We start from the raw sequence: 21317 nt of genomic DNA, 5'->3' as shown, positions 1-21317 counted from the left end.
GCTGCTCAGATAGTTCAATTAACCGCGTCTCTCCACAGGTTCAACGCTTATGACGATTCGCGCGCTGCACGTTGCCAGCGAGCTGTATCCGCTTCTCAAGACCGGCGGTCTCGCCGACGTTGCCGGTGCGCTGCCGCCCGCGCTGATCGAGCGCGGCGCGGACGTGCGCGTGCTGCTGCCGGGCTTTCCCGCGGTCGCGGCCGGGCTCGTGGACCTGCGCACGGTTGCGCGGCTCGATCATCCGCTGCTGGGCTCCCGCGCCGGCCTGCAATACTCCGTACACGCGCCGCACGCCGCCCACGCGACGCTCGAACTCGGCACGCTGCCCGCGAACGGCCTCTCCGTCTACATGATCCGCGACGACGCGCTGTACGACCGGCCCGGCAACCCGTATCTCGATGCCCAACACGTGCCGTACGGCGACAACGCGGAACGCTTCGCGCTGCTCGGCTGGATGGCCGCGCAACTCGCCCAGCATGCCGACCCGGCATGGACGCCGCAGATCATCCACGCACACGACTGGCACGCGGGCCTCGCGCCCGCCTACCTGCGCGCCGCCGAACGCAGACACGGCAGGCGTCTCGCGCACACGGTGTTCACGGTGCACAACCTCGCCTACCAGGGCGTGTTTCCGGCGCAGACGTTCGATCATCTGGCGTTGCCGGCCGACTTCTTCGACATGCACGGGGTCGAGTTCTACGGCCAGTTGTCGTTTCTGAAAGCAGGGCTTTACTACAGCGACCGGCTCACCACCGTCAGCCCCACGTATGCCCGCGAAATCCAGACGCTCGCGCAGGGCGGCGGGCTCGATGCGCTACTGCGCGGCCGTACCCACGATCTGACCGGCATCCTGAACGGCGTCGACTATGGCGTATGGAACCCCGCCACCGACGAAGCGCTGGCTGCGCGCTACACGAGCAGCCGGCTCGCCGGCAAGCGCGCGTGCAAGACCGCGCTGCAGGAACGCTTCGGCCTCGCACAGAAAAGCGATGCGCTGCTGTTCGGCGTCGTCAGCCGGCTCACCGAGCAGAAGGGCCTTGACCTGCTGCTCGGCGCGCTGCCTGAGATCATCTCGCGTGGCGGTCAACTGGTGGTGCTCGGCACCGGCGACCCGGCGCTCGAAGCCGGCCTGCTGCGCGTCGCCCATGCGCATCCCGACGCCGTGGCCGTCGAACGCGGCTTCGACGAGCCGCTCGCCCACGCGATCGTCGCCGGTAGCGACGTGATTGCGGTGCCGTCGCGGTTCGAGCCGTGCGGCCTCACACAGCTCTACGCGCTCGCGTACGGCTCGTTGCCGCTCGTGCATCGGGTCGGCGGGCTGGCGGATACCGTGGTCGATGCATCGCTGGAAAATCTCGCCGACGATCTCGCCACCGGTTTCGTGTTCGAGCGCTTCGAGCCGGAGGCGCTCGGCGGCGCAATCCGTCGCGCGTTCGCGCTGCATGCGCGGCACAGTGAATGGAAGGCCGCGCAGCAGCGCGCGATGCGTCAGGATTTTGGCTGGGGCGCCTCGGCGCAACGCTATCTGGATCTTTACCGGTCGCTCGTGCAAGACCCCGCCGGCGCATAAAAGGCGCCCGCGAGGCGCCCGCGCCGGCTGCCCGCGACCGGCCTCCGAGTCGCCGCAAGCACCGCCGATCACGGGTGGACACCAGCACGTAGACGAGCCCGCACAAGCGGGCCCGCCCCGTGTTCTTGCCGCGTTCACCCCCGCCAACTGACGATTCCAGGCAACACTCGCCGCACGGCACAGGTTTCGCCGCGCGAAAACTCATGTATTGTTCCTGCACTGGCGGGCACCGGGCTGTAACCGGCCACCCGCTTCGCTTCCACGCGGATCGCCCAGGTCCGCGCCCGATCGCAACCGACCATGAAAAACGTCCTGAGCATTCAGTCGCATGTCGTCTTCGGACACGCCGGCAACAGCGCCGCCGAGTTTCCGATGCGCCGGCTCGGCGTCAATGTCTGGCCGCTCAATACCGTCCAGTTCTCGAACCACACGCAATACGGCCACTGGACCGGTAGCGCAATCGATGCCGCGCAAATGGGCGACCTCGTCGACGGAATCGGCGCGATCGGCATGCTGCCGCGCTGCGACGCCGTGCTGTCCGGCTACCTCGGCACCCCCGAGCAGGCGCAGGCGGTCATCGACATCGTCGCCTCGGTGAAGGCCGCCAACCCGCACGCGTGGTACTTCTGCGACCCGGTGATGGGCACCACGACCGGTTGCAAGGTCGAACCTGGCATCCAGGAATTTCTCGTGCGCACGATGCCCGAGATCGCCGACGGCATCGCGCCGAATCACAGCGAACTACAACGGCTCGTCGGACGCACGCTCGAGACCGTCGACGAAGCGATCGTCGCCTGCCGCGAAGTGCTCAAGCGCGGCCCGAAGATCGTGCTGGTCAAGCACCTGCTCGATCGCAACAGTCCCGCCGACCGCTTCAACATGCTCGCCGTCACCGAACGCGAAGCATGGATGGGCCAGCGCCCGCTGTATCCGTTCGCGCGGCAACCGGTCGGCGTCGGCGACCTGACGAGCGCGGTGTTCGTCGCGCGCACGCTGCTCGGCGATCCGCTGCGCGCCGCGTTCGAGCACACGCTCGCAGCCGTTAACGCCGTGGTGCGAACCACCTGGGAAGCGGGCCGCTATGAACTCGAACTGGTCGCGGCCCAGGACGAGATCGCGCGGCCGCGCGAATGGTTCGACGCGTGGATCGCGGAGACGAGCTAGTGCGTTTGTGCCGTGCTGTCCGTGTTGTTTGTCTATGCGAGCCACGGCCGGAACTCAACCCGGAGCCAACCCCAAAGCGCCTATAATGCGTGCCGCGCAACACCCCAGTAACGAACGAGGTTCAGATGGACGGCCATATCCGCAGCGAGCGGGAAGAATTTTTCGAGCAGTTGTGCATCAGCGTCGATGCCGGTGAAACCCACGAACAGGAAGCGATCGAGTTCTTCGAGAACCAGTTCGGCGAGGCGGATTTCGATCCCACGGAATGGCTCGACATTGCGCTCTATCACGCACCAGAAGTCGCGCGCGGCATCATCGAGATGGTCCCCGCCGACGACCGCGCCCGCAGCAACATCGCCGCCGTGATCGCGGACAACCTCGACATCTCGTACGGTGAAGACGAATGCGAGCAGTTCGTGCAGACACTGCAATTCGCGCTCTCCAACGGCATTCCAGTCGACTTCGATCTGGTACTCGACGGCTGCCAGCGTGCCATCGACGATCTCGACACGTGGGCCGACGAGGACACCAAAGCACCGCTGCTGCGCTTGCGCGAAGAATTGTTGCGTCTGCAAGCAGACGAATGAGTCTGGTCTGACGAATCGCGACTGGAACAAAATCGCAGCGCGTTGCCACGCGACGCTCGCCACACACGCCTGAACTCCCTTCGATCGCCGCGTATCGCTGTGCCGAAATGCGCACACGAAGCGCGGCGTTCTGCCAAGACGTTCGCAAATTGGCTTCTTATATTCGCGCCACGTCGAACCCGACCTGGCGCGTATTGCACATTTCATTGGTCGCTTCATTGACGGCTCGTTGAGCACTCATTGACCAGTGAATCGCGCGCTTCCGTGTTTTCCTGCATTGCCCGCGCAGCCGTATCGTCCGTACGCTGGCGGCGTCACCTGTCGATGGAAGGAGAAATCATGAGCTTTCGCAAGACGCTAAATCCAATCGCGGTGGCACTGGGTGTGCTGTTCGCGACAGCACCGCTCGCCGCGCTGGCCGACAGCCTGCCGGTCAAGATCGGCTTTGCCGCACCGCTCACCGGTGCCAATGCCGGCTACGGCAAGGACCTCGAGAACGGCGTGCGGCTCGCGCTCGACGAGGCCAACGCGCAGCAGATCAAGATCGGCGACAAGGTCGCGCACTTCGATCTCGTGTCGGAAGACGATCAGGCCGATCCGCGTATCGGCGTGCAAGCGGCGCAAAAGCTGGTCGACCAGAACGTGTCGGTGGTGGTCGGCCACTTCAACTCAGGTACGACGATTCCCGCGTCGCGCGTCTACGAGACCGCGGGCATTCCGATGATCGACCCCGCGGCAACCAATCCGGTCATCACCGGCCAGGGCTTCGCAAACACCTTCATGGTGATCTCCACCGATGCGCAGAACGCCGGCAACGCGGGCATCTATGCAGTCGAAGTCACGAAGGCGAAGCGCATCGCGATCCTCGACGACCGCACCGCCTTCGGCCAGGGCGAGGCCGACGAGTTCGAGAAAGCGGTGAAAGCGCACGGCGGCAATCTCGTCGCGCACGAATTCACGTCGAACCAGGCCGTCGATTTCCGTACCCAGCTCACCAAGATCAAGGCCACCGACGTGGACCTGCTGTTCTTCGGCGGGCTCGATACGCAGGCGGCGTCGGTGGCGAAGCAGATGAAGCAACTGGGACTGAAGGCGCAACTGGTGGGTGGTGGCGGTGTGATGGATCCCGAGTTCATCAAGCTCGCCGGCGATGCCGCCGATGGCGCGATGGCCTGGGAGTACGGCCGGCCGCTTGCGCAACTGCCGGGTGGCAAGGACTTCTCGCAGAAGTTCAAGAAGCAGTTCGGCGTCGACATCCTGTCGTACGCGCCGTTCGGCTACGACGCCGCATGGGCCGCGATCAAGGCGATGGAAGCGGCGAAGTCGTCGGTGCCTGCGACCTATCGCCCGGCGTTGAAGAGCATCAGCTTCGACGGTGTTACCGGACACATTGCGTTCGATAGCAATGGCGCGTTGAAGAATGCCGCGTCGACGCTGTATCAGGTGAAGGGTGGTACCTGGGTGCCGATCGTGACGAAGGGCGGTAGCTGATTCTTCGTACGCTGCGCTTTACCCTTTAACCACCCGCACGACGACTTGCGACGATGCGTCACGCTCGATCTTCAGCAGCGTGGCGCGCATCTGCGCGAATTCGTCGGGCGTGCATACCTGATGCCCGAACTGCGCGTGTAGCCGCCGTGTGATCTGCAGCGTGCGTGCCACCGGGTCGAACACGTAGTGCGACGTGTAGTCGAGGAAGCGGTCCCGCACGGCCGTATCGTTGGGCAGGTCGGTCACGTGCACGGTGTCGGGTAGCGTGATCTCCGCCGTCTCGTCGAAATCTCCACCGATGCACGCCCACGGCTGCGTGCGCTCCGGTTCCGCGAGCCACGCCTGCACCTGCGTCCCGAGTCCGCCTGCGAGACTCGTCAATGCGGGCAGCGCCGTCGTGCCATCGGGCCAGACGACATGTTCGAGTGTGCCCTCCATCGTCGTTGCGAACGGACCGTCAGTCGCCGCGACATCGCTGGTCGTGACACGCGCAATGCCGTACAACCCGGTCTGCCGCAGACGGTCCGCGGCAAGCTGCTGGGCCTGCCGGTGCGTCGCGCGGCGAAACACGTTGCGCTCGAGTTCGGCGGGCGCGCCCGTGTCTTCGACGCGATACGCGAAGCTCGCCGTGCCGCTCGTATCGATGGCGATCTGCAACCGCGTGTTGCGTCCGCGCGGCTGCGTAGCGGGCGTACGCGCGAGCACGCCATCGTCGACGAGCAGCACCGGCCGGTCCATCACGCCCGCCGGCAGATAGCCGAACGCGACGCCGCCCGAGGTCGTATCGGCAAAGCGCTGCAACTGATCGATCCAGACGATCGCGTGATTGATCGCGCTGTTGCCGTAGCCCGGCACTGTCGGCAGCGTATATATAGGGCCGAGATTGAGCAGTACCGCCTGACTGTGTATGCCTACCGCAGCAAGCAAAGCGGTGTATAGCGCGACATGGTCCTTGCAGTCACCGTAACGGTTGCGCAGGATGTCGACGGCCTTGTGCGGAACGGCCGCGGTCTCGCCGAGAAAGAGCGCGACGTAGCGGATGTTGAAGCGCATCCAGTCATACAGCGCACGCGCTTTCGCGGTCGGATCGGTCAGGCCCGCGGTCAACGAGTGCGCCAGGCTCACGATCGAAGGATCGGTCATCGTCGAATCGGTTGCGGCCGAGCGGTAATGCGCGGCGAACGACGCGAAATCGGGCACCGTCGAGACCATCAACCGGTCGCCCCATGATGCGTAGCCGACTGCGCCGGCTTCGGTTGGTGCATACGGGCCGTGGCGATATTCGAAGGTATAGCGGGTGCGGCCGTTCTCGCTCACCGGCGGGAGTGCCGTGTAGCCGCGTGCGTCTGCGTAGAGCGGCACGTCGTCGGGCAGATCGAAGATCAGTTGTTGCAGTTCGACCGGGCCGCGCGTCGGTTCGACCAGATACGCAAATGTGCCGGCCTGTAGCGGGATCGTGCGGGTCTTGCGAAACGCGAGATGCACGCGTGCGCCCGGTTCCACACCCGGAAAGATCACTGTGCGCAGCACACCGTCCTGGAACGTCGGCGCACCGGCGGAACGCGGCTCCTGCACATCGCGGATCGCTTCAGGGCCGACCGGATGCACGACGCCGTTGCGATCGATGGTTTCCGCTTTCAGCAGTTCGACATGCTCGATGTCCTTATTGAACCACACGTAGCGCTGGGCGATGTCGTCGACGCCGCTCGTCGTGTTGGCGCGCATGATCGTGTCGTCGCGCTCTTCGATGGAGCCGTCCTTTTGCACGATGAACAGATGTACGTCGCGTTCGAGCGTCGACGGCGCGGGATCGTCGGAGGAGGTGGTGGTGGTTTCGTCGGCATAGACCGCGGATGCGCTGCATGCGCCGACCAGCAACGGTAACGCCGCTACTGCGCGAAGGCGGCGGACGAGACGGCTCATATGGGCTGTGCTCCACATGCGCCGGGTGGTAGCTCGACAGGAATTAGCAGGTCGCGTCCCGCCACGCTGCGCGGCGCGCTCCTGCCGGCAACGCGGTCGCGAGCACGGCACGTAAGCGCCCGTCGCAGTTCTGCAGCAAGTTTCTCCAAGATGTCACCTCGTCGGCTCCGTATCGTCGTTTTAGCACATCGCCGGCAAACACGACGCCGTGTGCGCTTTCTTACATGAAGCCCACGCCATGAACACTTCAGCTATCGATCCATACCGCGGCTTCCTCCCCGCGCCCGTCGCACCCGGCGCACCACGGAAATCGACCTTGCCGACAACCTCTACGCGATAGTCGCGGTCACGATCCTTACCTCAGGGTCGCGACGTACCGCGCGACGTCGTTGACGTCCTGATCGCTCAGGACCGCCGGAACCAGCCGAGGCATTGCGCCAGCCGGATTTCTCACAGAGGCCGCGATCCCATCGACGTTCAGCCTCCCGGCGACTCCTTTCAACGCCGGCCCCAGTCCACCCTCGCCCATGGCGCCGTGACATGCCGCACAGTGAGCAGCAAATACAGCTTCACCATGTGCAAGCGTCGTCGGCACGGTGGTGCTCACCGTCTGCGACCGCTCGGCCTTCAGGAGAGCAACCGTGTCGAGCTTCGGATCCGCGGGTATCGACTCAAGGTAGGTATGGATGTCGCGCAGCTCGGCATCGCTCAGGATCTTCGTGCTGTAGGGCGGCATCTGGCCTTTGGGCGCGCGAATGTAGGCGGCCATCGCGGCAAGAGGCAGTGGCGCAGGAGCAATGCTGGGACCGGACATGATGCTGCCCTGCCCGACGTAGCCGTGGCATTCGAAACACCCCTTGCTCACGAAGAGCGCATGCCCACGCGCCACCGCATCCGGTGTCGCATCGGCGGCGGATGTTGTTGCGCAGAGAAACAGACACGCGACCGTAAACGCGACGACGTGTCTGTTCAATACCGGGCATTTTTTCACGATCGCCGCCTATCTCGGTTGAGTCACGACATCGAGCAAGGCGGGCCGCCCATTCTTTACCTCGGCAAGCGCACGAGCGAGAGCAGGTCCCAGGTCCTCTGGCTTCGCGATCGGCCCTTCCGCCCACATGCCCATGCTCCTGGCCATTGCCGCGAAGTCGATGTCGGGATCGTTCAGGACCGTGCCCACGGTGCCGTGGTCCGCTCCACGGTCACGCCGGTTCGCCATCCGCTGGACATGCATGCTCTCCTGGTGCCACGCCCGATTGTTATGCATGACGGTCAGCAGCGGTATCTTGTGATGTGCGGCCGTCCACAACACGCCGGGCAACACCATCAGGTCTCCGTCGGTCTGGATATTTACGGCGATGCGTCCGGCTCGTGCATGTGCCAGTGCCGCACCGACGGCGGCCGGTGCGCCGTAGCCCACACCGTAGCCTCCCTCGGCACCGATGTACTGGTAAGGCTCCGTGAAATCCCAAAGACGCTGCGGCCAGCGGCTAATGAAAAGCGACGACGATACGAGCGCCCATTTTTCGTGCCTGATTACGTTCCAGACTTCCTGCGACAACCTCGCCGTACTGATCGGGCTCGCATCCCAACCACGCGTCGCGTCGTTGCGCGCAGCCGCGCGCATGGTATCGAAGGCCTGCTTTAGCGGTTCGGCGCGCGCCGTGGCGCTCGCCTTTTGCGCAGGGGTCATCGATGCGTTCAGGATGCGCAGCAGCTCGGCCAGTGATGCTTCCGCATCGGCCGCGATGGCGAGCGTCGCAGACGAATAGCGCTGCGCATCCTGCATATTCGACTTGCCGTACAGATAGGCGGTCGAGATGCCGATCACTTTCGCATCCGGGCGTGCAATCCGTCTGGAGGGCCGCCCAATCGAATCGGACACCACGCCTGTGACGCCCCAGAGATCTCCCACTTCGAGTGCGAGAATGACGTCGCTCTGACCGATCAACGCGTTTTGCTGCCACGTGAGATTGAGGTAGTGGTTGGTCGGAAAATTCATCCGCGCGAGCAGGTCGATGACCGGAGCGTTCAGGGTTTCTGCAATTTCGATCAGCGTGTCCATGCCCGCAGCCGTACGTATGGCACGATCGACCACGATGACCGGCGACTGCGCATGACGCAGTAGCTCAACGGCAGCAGCAAGCGCGTCGGGACTCGCCACCGGTGGTGCGACTGGACGAAGGTCCGGTACGACGATATCGGTCGCGTGCTCGATCGGTCGCTCCTGCAACTCGCCATCGGCCACGATGAGTACGGGTTCCATCGGTGGGGTGACGGACATCGAGTAAGCGCGTACGAACGACTCCGCGTACTGCTGCAGGGACAGTGGCATGTCGTCCCACTTCGTATAGTCGCGCACCAGGGCACCCAGATCCTGTGCCGTGTGATACCACTCCACCCCGTTGCGCCGCTTTGAAGCGTCTTCGATATTTCCGGCGATCACCATCATCGGAACGCGATCGCACCAGGCGTTGTAGATGGCCATCGATGCATGCTGCAATCCGACGGTACTGTGAACCAGGCAGGCCATAGGTTTACCCGCCACCTTCGCATAGCCATGGGCGATCGCAGCCGACGCTTCTTCATGCGTGCAGGTAATCAGTTCGGGGCGCGTATTTCCCGCATAGTTGACGATGGACTCGTGAATACCGCGGAACGTCGATCCTGGCATCGCTGCAACGTAGTCGATGCCGACCGCTCTCAACATGTCCACCATGAAATCCGAACCGGGATTACCGACGTGCGTTGAATCGGTTGCCGCGGCCTCGGACAGCGAAGGCATCGGTGCGTGTGCCTGAGTTTCCGCGGCGACGAGCGCGGCGTTCGGTTCGACCACGGCGGGACCGACAGCAACAGCAGGCGCCGTTGCGAGAGCACCGCGTGGCGTGACCAGCGCCGCCGCCGTTGCGGTGGTCAAAGCTTCTTTCAGAAAAATGCGCCGCCCATGCGCAAGGCGTCTGGACATATCAATGGGTCTCCGAGGTTTGACCAACTGCGCCCGGCACGTATCGCGCTCATACGCGCACTGTGCTGAGTGTTTCGACCGGGAACAATTCCTCCGGCTTCAGCAACCGATGGCACACGCCCTGCTCGTAAGCAAACTGCAGAAACGCTTCGAGCGTCGTGCGATTCGGCTCCAGTCCGTAAGGCCAGATATCCGCGCCAAAGAGTTTCTCCGCCTCGGCGACACGCGCCGGCATCCACGGCAACGGAAAGTGAGAGCAGGTAACATCGCTCAAGCGGTAGAGGCTATTGCGCTTCGCTTCCTCGAAAGCCTTCAGCAGATTGCCCGCGATCCAGCGATGCTTTTCGAAGATCTCGCGGCGCAGCACGATCAGATGCATGATCGGAAAAATGCGTGTGGCTTCGTAGTACTCGCGCTCCGTGTCTGCAAAGCGGGGGAATAAACGCACGATTTCGAAAGCCCGGTCGCCGCCCGGCTCGGGCGGACGCGCACTCATCACGGCCGCGATCTTGCCGTCGAGCAGCATCGAGGTCAGCGACTGCGTCGGCTCACAGCGATACGACACGCCCTCGGGCACGCGCACGTTCACCTTCTCCTTGCGCCCCGCCTCATTCACGCCGCCCTGTACCCATTCGATTTCAGAGAGCGGAATACCCAGCGAATGTGCGATCCAGCCGCGCGAATAGATCGCGGCCGTTTGCGCCCACTCCGGAATACCGATGCGTTTGCCACGCAAGTCCTCGGGACGCAGGACGGGACCGTCACGAAGGACATAGAGCGACGACTGCCTGAACGAGCGTGACGGAAACACCGGCAAACCGACGAGCCGGTCATCGCCTTGCGAGCGCAACGACGAATATTTGCCGAACGACATCTCGGAGATGTCCCATTCCTGGAAATGGGTCGTGCGATAGAAGATCTCCTCGACGTTCAGCACGGAAGGCAACAGGTCGATGCCTTCCGGCCGCACGCGCCCACTCACCAGATCGCGCACGTGGTCGTAATCGCTGACGGCGAGGCTCAAGGACAGTCTCGACATAGTGGCTCTCGTAGAAGCGGAAAACTCAGTGAGCGTTGGTCACGACCACGTGCGGTTGCGAAGGACCGATGGTCAGTATCAGCGTGGCCGTCGTCAGCAGCGCAATGCCGATCGCGACGAACATGATGCCGGGACCGCCCGACCACTGTTGCAGTATGCCGGCCACCGCTGGCCCGAACATCGCACCGACACGCGACAGACCGAGGAACAGACCGACCCCGGTGCCACGCATTTCGGTCGGATAAGCGGTCGCAACGAGGTTGTTGAGCACGATCTGCGAACCGACGACGAACGCACCCGCGCCGGCGACGGCGATGAGCGTCGTGGTGCGGTCGGTTGCCCAGGCCAGCAGGGCGACCATCGCCGCGCCTAGCAGATACGACAGCGCGATGACCCGACGGCGATCGCCGACCCGGTCAGCGATGAAGCCCGAGATCAGACCACCCGCCACCGCCATGCCGGCGAACAGCGAGCCGTAGGCGAAACTCGACGACAGATTCTCGCCGCGCTTGAGCATGATGGTCGGCAGCCAGCCGGACAGCCCGTAGGCCGAGAACAGGCTCAATGCGCCGGCAGCCCAGAAGCTCAACGTGCGCAGCCGGTATTCGTGCGTCAGCAGCCGGCCGAGCGGGCTCCTGTGCGAAACCGTACCGGCGGCGGCGAACTCGCCGACGTCGTAGGCCGCGGCACGTTCCGGACGCAGCCGGTAAAGCAGCGATTTCACCTCGTCCCAGCGACCGCGGCTGGCGAGAAAGCGTGGCGATTCCGGCAGCCACAACTGGATCGCCAGCGCGAACACCAGCGAAATGCCGCCGACGTAGTAGAGACTCTGCCATCCGAAACGCGGTGTGAGCCACGCCGCAATCAACCCCGCCGACGACGATCCGCTCACCCAGCCGAGCGAGAAAAACAGGCTCGTGAAAACGTTCGATGAGCGCGTCGGCGCGATCTCGTTGATGTAGGTGACAGCGAGCGGCATCAGCAGTCCGAGCGCGAGCCCCATCGTCACGCGCAGCGCAATGTACAACGCGAGATTGTCCGCGAACACCGCGATCGCAAGACTCATCACACCGGAGCCCCAGCAGCCGAGCAGCAGGATCTTGCGCCGCCCGAAACGATCGCCGAGCAGGCCGCTGATGGCCGAGCCCGCTGCAAATCCGGCGAGTCCGCTGGACAGCATGATGCCGATGCGCGTCGGCGAAAGTCCCCAGGGTCCGGTCACGTAGTGGACGATATACGCGGAGTTGTACAGATCGTAGCCGTCGAACAGCAGGATCAGCGAGATCAGGATACCCAGTCGAAGATGGAATCCGCCGAGACGCGCTTCTTCCAGTTCCTGGCGAACGTCGATGCGGCTCGCGGGCATCGATACCTTGTGTTGAGCCATGATGTTCTCCGCTGTCAGAAGGCGTGTCTGATGCCGACCACTGCGCCGGTCTGGTTGCTGCCCGTCGTTACGTCGCCGAGCGCACGCACGCCGAAATTCAGGCCACTGGCATTGCTGACATACGAGACCTCGGCGTAGACGTCCGTGCGCTTGGATAGAAAGTAGTCGGCTAGCAGCACGCCGCTCGTGGTCTTCTGCCCGGTTCCGCGAATACGTTCCTGATAGGCACCCAGCGAAAATACGAGCGGCACGCTGGCCTGCCACGCGGCGCCCAGCCAGTACAGCAGCGAGCTTTGCAGCGCCATGTTGTTGCGAATGTTGAGCCAGCGTGTACCGATGAAGGCCTTCACGGGCCCAAACGAGTACGACCCGCCGCCCATCACGCGCATCTGCGTCACGTCCGCGGTCGCGATCGAGGTGCCCTGCATCTGATCGTACGCAATCCCGACATTGCCCGGCCCGTTCGCGTACTGCAGCGAAACGCTGTATTCGCGGCCGACCTTCGAGTGGCCCGGCACCTGTGCACCGTTCGGAATGGTCGAGTCGAAGCCCGTGCTGTACAACGCCGCAAATGTCACATCCGAGAAATGAGCCAGATACCGCACTGAATTATCGACGCGGCCCACCAGGGTCGCATCGTAGCCCTGCGCCGAATAGCCGGGATTGAAGTTGAGCGGATCGTACACGTACATCAACCCGTACAGGAGGTTGTACTGTCGACCTAACGTCACCTCGCCATACGGCGTGTTCAACCCGACGTACGCCTTACGTCCGAACAGGCGACCGCCCTGCGCCAACGTGCCGTTTGCAATCGAGAAGCCGTTCTCCAGATCGAACTCAGCCGTCAATCCACCGCCCAGATCCTCCTGACCGCGCAAACCCCAGCGCGAACCGGCGAGGTTGCCCGACTCCATACGCACCGCCGTTCCGGAGGTGCCGTTCGGACCGGGCACATGATTGACGACTTCGATGCCGACGTCAGTGATGCCATAGAGTGTCACCGAACTTTGCGCATAGGCAGTCGGGACAGCCGCGCATGACACGGCGACCGCGGTGAGCGCATGGTGCTTCTTCATTGTCGAGTCTCCAATATTGTTTTATTCGTGTATTCATTCAGATTCGAAATCGTCGTGCCGGAACACAGCGAGTCGATTCCGGACAAGCTTGCGCGCGAAGCAACGCGAGCGAAACCGCACTCGCACACGCGCGGTCAGTCGAGGCGCGGCAACTCGCGGCGCGGTTGCGGCAGCGGTATACCGAGCCCCATCCTGCTCGCGAGCGCGTACAGACGCAGGCCGAGCGCGAGATCCGATACACCCATACCCATCGCCTTGAACACTGTGATGTCGTCGGATGCCGTGCGTGCGAGGCGTTGCGCAACGACGTCGCATAACGGCACCACTTCGTTCCAGCGATCCGTCGCACCGTATGCGCGGACGAACTCCGTCGAAAGCCGCCTGGCCGCGCCGAGATCGTCGACTACGGCACGCGTACAGCGCGCAAACACATCGTCGGCAAGTTCGATTCGTTCTTCCGTAATGGCGCCTACAGCGTTCACGTGCGCGCCGCGCGCGAGGGCCGATGCAGGCAGAAACGCTTGCGTAGCGCGCGTGACTGTCGTAACGATCGGCGCACCGGCAACGGCGGCTTCCACCGATGAGGCCTCAACGATTTCAATCTCGAACTTTTCGCGCGCCCGCTCGACGAACGCGCGACGCTTGTCCGGCGTCGGGCTGTACACACGCACCAGCTTCAGGCGTCGTACCGCGGCGACGGCAGCGAGCTGCGCGAGCGCCTGCTTGCCGGTGCCGATCAGCGCGAGCACCTCCGCGTCGGGCTGCGCGAGCCATCGGGTCGCGACACCGGAAATGCCACCCGTGCGCATCTGGCCGAGTGCAAACGCTTCGAGAATGGCCTTCAATTGACCGTTCGTACTGTCGAAGAGCATCAGCAGCGGGCAGGCGCCGCCTTCCGTATGCGCCCACGTCTTGGTGCCGACGATGCCTGCTTCCTGAAACGCTGCGCCAATCGCGTGCAGATTGTTATGCCCCCACGCGACGTGCGTTTTTCCCATGTTGAGCGCCACGCCACCTGCCTGTTGCGCAAGGCCGCTTTCGAGCGCCTCGATCGCGCCCGACAGGTTCATCAGCGAGACGATCTGCTGCTCCGAGATCCAGATGGGCGGAGTCGCTGCGCTCATGGTTCGCCCGCGAAGATGGACGGCACGGGCGGCTCCAGCCGTAGCGTATTGACGGCAATCGCATGCGTAACGTAGCGGCCGATCAGCATTACGAACGCCATTGCTTCGGCGGGCGTCACGAGGGTCGCCAGCGTGTCGAACTCCTCCTGCGCATCCAGCCCGCGGGTCCGCAACGCCTTGAGCGCATAGCGCTGCGCAGCCAACTCGGTTTCGCTCAACTCCGTCGCAGCCGAAGGATCGAGCTGGTTGACCTGTGCGATCCACGCGCATGGGAAACCCAGTTTGACGCTCAACCGCTCGTGCTGATTGCGTTCGTAACGATTCTCCATGTAGCTCGCGACAGTCAGCGCACCGAGTTCGGTCAGACGGTCGGGCAACGCGTGCTTCAGTGCATCGGTGAAATGCATGAAATGCAGCGTGACGTCGGGCGCATGGCCAATGCACTTGAAAAGCTCGCCGAGATAACGCAGCCGCTCGACGCGGGGCGTCAGATACGCAGCCAGATCGACGCGCATCTGGGTCATCTCCAGCCTGGGGATTCGGTCGCTCATCGTTGTCTCCGGTTCATGGTGGCTCGCGTCGTCAACGTGCATTCAGAGCAGACCAGCGCGATCCAGCACGCCGTCGAGCCGTGCTTCGAGTTCGCGCGTGGCGGGCATCATCGGCAGGCGATGGTCGTTGGCTGGAATCAGGCCCATGCGCTTCATCATGTATTTGATGGGAATCGGATTCGTGTCGTAAAACACCGCCTGGTTCAGCTCGAAAAGCGCGAAGTGCAATTGGCGGGCGGCAGCATGATCGCCGCGCTCGACGGCTTCGACCAGACCGGCGACCTTGCGCGGCGCCAGATTTCCGACGGCATTCATCAACCCGCACGCGCCGACGGCGAGCATTGGGTAGCTCAACTCCTCGAGCCCGACGAATACGCGCCACTCGGGCCCGAACGCATCGAGCATGTGCGTAACGAAGGCCATGTCGTTGACCGCGTGCTTCATGCCAACCAGATTCGGCACGCGTTCGCGGATCGTCTTGACTGTGTTGAGCTCCATGCCGACGGCGGCTCGCCCCGGAATGTGATAAATCAGCAGCGGTCGTTCGGTTCGTGCGCCAATGTCCGCGTAATACTCGACGAGGCCCCGCTGCGGCGGACGGATGTAGTACGGCGTGACGATCAGCAGCGCATCGACACCGGCCTTGTCGGCGTGTTGCGTCAGCTCGACGGTTTCGGCGTGCGATTGCGAGCCCGTCGCAGCGAGCACCGGAACGCGACCCGCCGCCGCCTCGATCGCCACGTCCACCAGGCGGTTGCGTTCGGCGACAGTGAGCAGACTAGGCTCGGCTGTCGTGCCGTTCACGAGCACACCGTGCCCCCCGTTGACGATTTGCCAGTCGACGAGCCGCGCGTAGGTTTCGTAATCGACCGCCTGGTTGCGAAACGGCGTGACGATCGGCGTAATCGAGCCCTTCAGCCATGAGATATCGCGCATGGTTCAGATTCCTTGTCGGTCGCGCAAATCAGGCGACCTTGGCGGTATTCGCGCGGTTGGTCGAAAAGCCCGTTTGCGTGCCGAGCAGCGCGAGAGGTTCCTTCATGCTCTCCTGCCACAGCAGCGATTGCATGTAGATATTGAGCGGCTGGTCCTGAATGGTCAGCTCGTACACGTAGTCGTCATAGGACGCGTGGTTGTGCACGGCCCAGCCAGGTGCCGACAGCATCAGATCGCCGGCTTTCCACTCGTAGCGGTTGCCCGCCACCATGCTGTAGCCCGAACCCGAGAAGTAATAGTTGATCGCGGAAGACACGTGACGATGCGGACGATCGACGATCTTCGGCGGCCGGATCGTCATCGTTGCAAAGAAGTTCGGCGTGATGCCGTTAGTGCGGCCCGTCACGGGGTTGTACATCATGTACAGACGCCGCCCGACGTATTCGCTGCCGAGCGCCTCGAGCTTGTCGAGTTCGGCCTTCACCTGTTGCCACGGAAAGTGCAACGGACGCGAGTCGACCACCTGCGGATTGATCAACGTTTCGTACGGCATCAGCAGACCGCCGTCGTTGCCGATCGGGAACGTACCGAACGGATTGCGGCGCTTCGGGTCGTCACTCGCGTGCATGTTCGCTGTTTCAGTCGGCACGTCGAGTTCGACGCCGAACTCCGGCACATACACTTCCATGTGCTGTAGCAACGGAATGTTCGAATAGACGAGACGCACCTGGACGTCGTCCGTGTCGTTGGTATGCGAGTACGCCACGAAGGACGGATGGTTCCACACGTCGTACTGGCGGAATGCGATCGTGCGACCCGCAACGCGCGTCGCGCCGCCACCGCGAATGCAGAAATTCACCTCGGTCGCGTTGTGACGCATCGGCTCGGTCGATTCGCCCGGCAACAGCACCTGGAGCGATACCTGGATGCCGGGCGCAAGTCCCGGCGAGCCCTCGCGTGCGAACGGGTGAACGATCAACGAATGACGGCGGCCGTCCTGCGGCTTCGGCAACGCGGCGAGACGAGCCACTTCGGCGTCGATCGCTTCGCGACTCACGATCACCGGCGCCCAGTAACGATTGTCATGGGGACGCTGGCCCGTCTGATCGACGAAGTGCGCTTGCGCCGGCCCGAATTCGCGTCTCAGGTCATGCATCGGAAAGTCTCCTCAAGACACCCGGTCGGCGTGCTGCCGGACGGGTGCAAAAAATAGAACTGAGGACTGGAAGTTACTCTCCGGTTTTTTATCGTTCAAGATTGATATTTGAAATCAATATAAAACTCGTTGTACCGATGTGCCATGGTGAGAAAGGCTGAAATTTCCAGATTCTATGGCGCTCTGCTAGACTTCTCCGAGAACATGAGATGCTGTTCTATAGCTCAATTTATATTGATTATATTGATTCAATGACGACCAAAGATCTGATGACACGAGAAGAGGTGCTGGCACGGCTCAATATCAAACCGGCCACGCTTTATTCGTACGTAAGCCGCGGATTGATCGGCACTGCGCCGCACGACGACGGTCGTCGCAGCCTGTATGTGCGCGCCGATGTCGAACGGGTGGGAAGCCGCAAACGCGGACGCACAGCGAGAGCAGCATCGGCGGAATCGACGATGCGCTGGGGTGAGCCGGTGCTCGCGTCGGCCATCACGAACATCACGGCGCAAGGACCGCTGTATCGCAACCGGTCTGCAGTCGAGATGGCGAAAGCGGGTTCGTCGTTCGAATCGGTTTCGCAGCTTTTGATGACGGGCATCTGGCAAGACGGCGTCACTGCGTGGGGGACGCTCGACACACCGCAAGCCGTGTTGCCGTTATTCGACGCGTACGCCGGCAAACTGGATGGCAGCGACATCGCCAATCTGCTCGGTATGGTGCCGCTCGCGCTCGGCATGCAGGGACGCGGCGCGGAAGAGATCTCCGATGGCAGTGCCGTGCAGGCGGCGCGCCTCATCATGCAGACGATGACCGGATGTCTCGGCTTTCTGAGCAACGCGCGTGCATTTGTGATGCGCGAGCGCGGCGAGAGTATGGCGGCCTATCTGCTGCGCGCGGCAGGAGGCACCGGTACGCCCGACGCCGTGTTCGCACTCAATGGCGCGCTCACGGTGCTGGCGGACAACGAACTCGCGCCGGCAACGTTCGCTGCGCGAGTTGCGGCATCGACGAATGCGGATCTTTACAACTGCATCGCGTCGGCGATCGGTTCGCACGTCGGTTTCTCGACGGGTACCGCAACCGAGAGAGTGGAGACGCTGCTGTTGCGCGACATCGCCAGTTGCGATCAGGCAGACCGTCTGCAACTGGTTCGCGAAGTCGGCGCAAGCCTCTTCGGCTTCAACCATCCGTTGTATCCGGACGGCGATGTGCGAGCCAATCTGATTCTCGAACAGGTGCGCGCGCTGCGACATGCGACACCGCACACCGCGCCCACGCTCGACTTTCTCATGCTCGCGGAAGACAGGCTCTCGATGCATCCGGGCGTGGCGATCGCGCTCGTCGTGCTTGCCCGCGCCCTGGGGCTGCCGGATGGCACGGCGACCGCCGTGTGGATCATCAGCCGCACCGCCGGCTGGGTCGCGCATGTGCTGGAACAGCGTGCGCAGGCCTTTCTGTTACGGCCACGCGCGAAGTACATCGCAGGACTGCGCATGTAGTGCGTGTTTCGGCACCGCGCCATTTCAGCAAGCAGCCACTCGCGACACCGTGCGACGCGTCCGAGCGATGCCTCGCCCGTCACCGCTGCCGCAACTCCGCCCCTTCATCATGCGAAAGCCGCACGAAAAAGAACAGCGAGCAAAGCGTCAGCGCGCCAACCACGAAGAACGCCGGCGAAAAATCGCGTGCACTCAGAAGCGCGGCGCTGCCGCCATAAAGATGCGCGGTCAACGTCAGCAGCGACGCACCGAACGCGACACCGATACTGATCGACAGTTGCTGCGCCATGCTCGACAGCGCGGTGGCGCGGCTCATTTTCAGCTTCGGCATATCCGAGTAGCCGAGCGTGTTGAGCGTCACCATGCCGAGCGAATTGAACAACCCGCCAAACAACAGCACGACGAAGATCAGCAGATGGGGCGTGCCCGGTCGAAACAGCCCATAGCACGCATAGAAGCAACCAGTCAGCGAAGTCGCGCCGATCAACAGCGTACGAAATCCGACGCGGCGGATCGCCGATGTCATCACTGCACGCACGCTGAGCGAGCCGATCGCGGTCGCCACGCTCAGCGATCCTGACTGCAGCGGCGACAAGCCGAAGCCGAGCTGGAACATCAGCGGCAGCAGGAACGGCGACGCGCCGATCGCGATACGCAGCGGCATGCCGCCGAGCACGGCGGTCCGATACGCGCGATAACGCAGGATGCCGGGGTCGATGATCGTATCGGCGCGGCGGCGGCTATAGAACCAGTAGGCAAGCAGCGATAGCGCACCGATCGACGCGAAAGCAAACGTGACGGTGGGCGGCACGAGCCCGCGGCCCGCGGTATCGAGACCGCCGACCAGGCCGACGAGCCCTGTCGAAAGCAGAATGAAACCTGCGAGATCGAAGCGCTCGATGAGCGGCTCGTATGTACCATCGATGAAGTTCAGCGCGAGCAGCACACCGAGCACGCCAAACGGTACGTTCAGCAGGAAGATCCAGCGCCACGATGTGATGGTGACGACAAGGCCGCCGAGCAGCGGCCCGGCCAGCCGGCCGATCGCACCGGGCACGGTGAACCAGACCATCGCGGCGACCATGCGCGCGGGCGGCACGCTGCGCAGCAGGATCAGACGACCGACCGGCACCATCATTGCACCGCCCATCCCTTGCAGCACGCGGAATACAACGAGCTGCGGCAGCGAGTTAGCGAGCCCGCACAGCGCGGAGCCGACCGAGAACAGCACGATCGCCGCGCAGAACACGCGACGCGGACCGAAGCGGTCGGCGAGCCAGCCGCTCGCGGGCAGGAACACCGCGAGGCTCAGCAGGTAGGACGTAATCGCGAGATTCAGATGCAGCGTCTGGACCTCGAGCGAACGTGCAATGGACGGCAACGCCGTCGCCATGATCGACGTGTCGAGGTTTTGCAGAAACAGCGGGCAGGCGACGATGAGAGGGATGAGTCGGGCGCGGTCGGTCATGCGGTTCTTTTACCGCAAAATCCCGTCTTGCGAAACCCGTCGCCCGCCCGCTCAACGCGTCGCTTCGTCGATCGCACGCAGCAGCGACAGCGCGATGCCCTGCGCCGCAACGTGTACCTCGTCGAGCGAAGGAAACGTCGGTGCGATCCGCAGATGCCGGTCGTGCGGATCGTCACCGTGCGGGAACGCCGCGCCGGCAGGCGTCAACACGAGACCTGCAGCCGCGGCCAGCGCGACCGTGCGCTTCGCGAGGCCAGCCGGCACGTAGAGGCTGATGAAGTAACCCCCTGCCGGTTCGTTCCAGCTCACATCGGGCACCCCTGTGAGCCGTTCGCGAAACGCTGCCGTTACAGCATCGAACTTCGGCCGCAGCAACGCACGATGACGCTCCATCAACTGCTCGACACCGGCGCGATCGCGCAGCAGTTTTACGTGCCGCAACTGGTTCAGTTTGTCCGGACCGATCGTGCGCACCGCGCTGCGCTGCTGCCACCACGCCAGGTTGCGCGGCGACGAGGCGAGGAATGCGATGGCGCCGCTCGCTATCGTCACCTTCGACAGCGACGCGAAAATCAGCGCACGGTCCGGATGCCCCGCCGCCACGCACGCGTCGAGCACGTTCGGCGTCGTGTGCCGCGTGTCGGTCAGATGATGGAAGCGGTACGCATCGTCCCAGAACAGACGGAAGTCGGCGGCGGCGGTCGGCATCGATGCGAGCCTGTGCACGACTTCTGCCGAATAGATGGCCCCGCTCGGGTTGCTGTAAAGCGGCACGCACCAGATCCCCTTGATCGATGCGTCCTCGCGCACGAGCGCTTCGACGACGTCCATGTCGGGACCGTCGTCGGTCATCGGTACGGGGATCATGCGAATGCCGAGCGCGGCGCAGATCGAAAAATGTCGGTCGTAGCCCGGCACCGGGCACAGAAAGGCGACGTCGCCGCGTGACCATGGTTCGCCGGCCGGCACCCCAAACGACATCGCAAACGCAAGCGCGTCGTACATCAACTCGAGACTCGAATTGCCGGCAGCCACGACCTGCCCCACCGGCACATCGAGCAATGACGCACCGAACTCGCGCGCCTCGGGCAACCCAAGCGCGTGCCCGTAGTTACGGCAATCGAAGCCATCGCGTGCGAGGAAACCCGTCGAGCCCGCCTCGTTGAGCAATGCCCACGCGAGGTCCAGTTGCTCCGGCGCGGGCTTGCCGCGCGACATGTCGAGACGCATGTCCAGTTGTTTGAATTCGTCGTAAGTCTTCGGCATTGCACGGGTCTCCGGGCCGCGGCGGCGGCAAATCAGTGAAGTCGACGCAGTATGCGCAGCATCGCTGCCTTCAGGCAAACGCGTTATATTGAACCCTTCAATCAGA

At 63.5% G+C, this 21317-nt stretch carries 17 protein-coding genes; 5 read left to right on the top strand and 12 right to left on the bottom strand.

Features of this window, described 5'->3' with window-relative positions; translation table 11 throughout:
- Positions 1–49 precede the first annotated feature (49 nt).
- The 4 genes from glgA (at position 50) to FNZ07_RS20490 (ending at position 4812) form a co-directional block, all read left to right on the top strand.
- The gene (gene glgA / locus FNZ07_RS20505; RefSeq protein ID WP_091018947.1) at positions 50–1570 is read left to right on the top strand and encodes a glycogen synthase GlgA; all 1521 of its coding nucleotides are present in this window, start codon (positions 50–52) and stop codon (positions 1568–1570) included.
- 300 nt (positions 1571–1870) lie between these two features.
- Complete coding sequence (pdxY, locus tag FNZ07_RS20500; RefSeq protein ID WP_091018949.1) at positions 1871–2734, top strand: pyridoxal kinase PdxY; 864 nt, start codon at positions 1871–1873, stop codon at positions 2732–2734.
- 125 nt (positions 2735–2859) lie between these two features.
- Complete coding sequence (locus FNZ07_RS20495; protein WP_091018951.1) at positions 2860–3321, top strand: hypothetical protein; 462 nt, start codon at positions 2860–2862, stop codon at positions 3319–3321.
- A 339-nt stretch (positions 3322–3660) separates the two neighbouring features.
- Positions 3661–4812: a branched-chain amino acid ABC transporter substrate-binding protein gene (locus tag FNZ07_RS20490; protein WP_091018953.1), complete on the top strand. Its 1152-nt coding sequence runs from the start codon at positions 3661–3663 to the stop codon at positions 4810–4812.
- 18 nt (positions 4813–4830) lie between these two features.
- Here FNZ07_RS20490 and FNZ07_RS20485 read toward each other — a convergent pair whose 3' ends face one another.
- The 10 genes from FNZ07_RS20485 to FNZ07_RS20440 form a co-directional block, all read right to left on the bottom strand.
- Positions 4831–6735: a DUF3857 domain-containing transglutaminase family protein gene (locus FNZ07_RS20485; protein ID WP_091018955.1), complete on the bottom strand. Its 1905-nt coding sequence runs from the start codon at positions 6733–6735 to the stop codon at positions 4831–4833.
- A gap of 355 nt (positions 6736–7090) precedes the next feature.
- Entirely contained in the window at positions 7091–7726 is a 636-nt protein-coding gene (locus FNZ07_RS20480) for a c-type cytochrome (protein WP_091018957.1), read from the bottom strand.
- Positions 7727–7735: 9 nt separating this feature from the next.
- Positions 7736–9703, bottom strand: coding sequence for a thiamine pyrophosphate-binding protein (locus FNZ07_RS20475; RefSeq protein ID WP_091018958.1), 1968 nt, complete (start codon positions 9701–9703; stop codon positions 7736–7738).
- A 49-nt stretch (positions 9704–9752) separates the two neighbouring features.
- Entirely contained in the window at positions 9753–10742 is a 990-nt protein-coding gene (locus FNZ07_RS20470) for a substrate-binding domain-containing protein (RefSeq protein WP_091018960.1), read from the bottom strand.
- A 25-nt stretch (positions 10743–10767) separates the two neighbouring features.
- Complete coding sequence (locus FNZ07_RS20465; RefSeq protein WP_091018962.1) at positions 10768–12129, bottom strand: MFS transporter; 1362 nt, start codon at positions 12127–12129, stop codon at positions 10768–10770.
- 14 nt (positions 12130–12143) lie between these two features.
- Entirely contained in the window at positions 12144–13205 is a 1062-nt protein-coding gene (locus FNZ07_RS20460) for a porin (protein WP_091018965.1), read from the bottom strand.
- A gap of 134 nt (positions 13206–13339) precedes the next feature.
- Complete coding sequence (locus FNZ07_RS20455) at positions 13340–14329, bottom strand: ornithine cyclodeaminase family protein (protein WP_091018967.1); 990 nt, start codon at positions 14327–14329, stop codon at positions 13340–13342.
- Complete coding sequence (locus FNZ07_RS20450; RefSeq protein ID WP_091019180.1) at positions 14326–14880, bottom strand: hypothetical protein; 555 nt, start codon at positions 14878–14880, stop codon at positions 14326–14328. Before FNZ07_RS20450 ends, FNZ07_RS20455 begins: the two co-directional genes overlap by 4 nt.
- A gap of 42 nt (positions 14881–14922) precedes the next feature.
- Positions 14923–15816, bottom strand: a complete 894-nt coding sequence (gene dapA / locus FNZ07_RS20445; protein WP_091018970.1) for a 4-hydroxy-tetrahydrodipicolinate synthase — start codon at positions 15814–15816, stop codon at positions 14923–14925.
- A gap of 28 nt (positions 15817–15844) precedes the next feature.
- Positions 15845–16972, bottom strand: a complete 1128-nt coding sequence (locus tag FNZ07_RS20440) for a cupin domain-containing protein (protein ID WP_091018972.1) — start codon at positions 16970–16972, stop codon at positions 15845–15847.
- A gap of 269 nt (positions 16973–17241) precedes the next feature.
- On the opposite strand from FNZ07_RS20440, the gene FNZ07_RS20435 reads away from it, so the two are divergent.
- Positions 17242–18477 (top strand): citrate/2-methylcitrate synthase, encoded by a 1236-nt coding sequence (locus tag FNZ07_RS20435; protein ID WP_091019182.1) that lies wholly within the window; start codon positions 17242–17244, stop codon positions 18475–18477.
- Between the two features lie 79 nt (positions 18478–18556).
- Here FNZ07_RS20435 and FNZ07_RS20430 read toward each other — a convergent pair whose 3' ends face one another.
- Positions 18557–19945 carry an MFS transporter gene (locus FNZ07_RS20430; protein WP_091018974.1) on the bottom strand — a complete coding sequence of 463 codons (1389 nt, stop codon included), beginning with the start codon at positions 19943–19945 and terminating at the stop codon, positions 18557–18559.
- Between the two features lie 51 nt (positions 19946–19996).
- On the bottom strand, positions 19997–21211 hold the full coding sequence (locus FNZ07_RS20425; protein ID WP_091018976.1) for an aminotransferase class I/II-fold pyridoxal phosphate-dependent enzyme: 1215 nt from the start codon (positions 21209–21211) through the stop codon (positions 19997–19999).
- Positions 21212–21317: the final 106 nt, after the last annotated feature.

This window comes from Paraburkholderia megapolitana (genome assembly GCF_007556815.1).
GTDB classification, from domain to species: Bacteria; Pseudomonadota; Gammaproteobacteria; order Burkholderiales; family Burkholderiaceae; genus Paraburkholderia; species Paraburkholderia megapolitana.
Note: the sequence above shows the minus strand (reverse complement) of the source record. Positions and strands in the feature narration are given on the sequence as shown.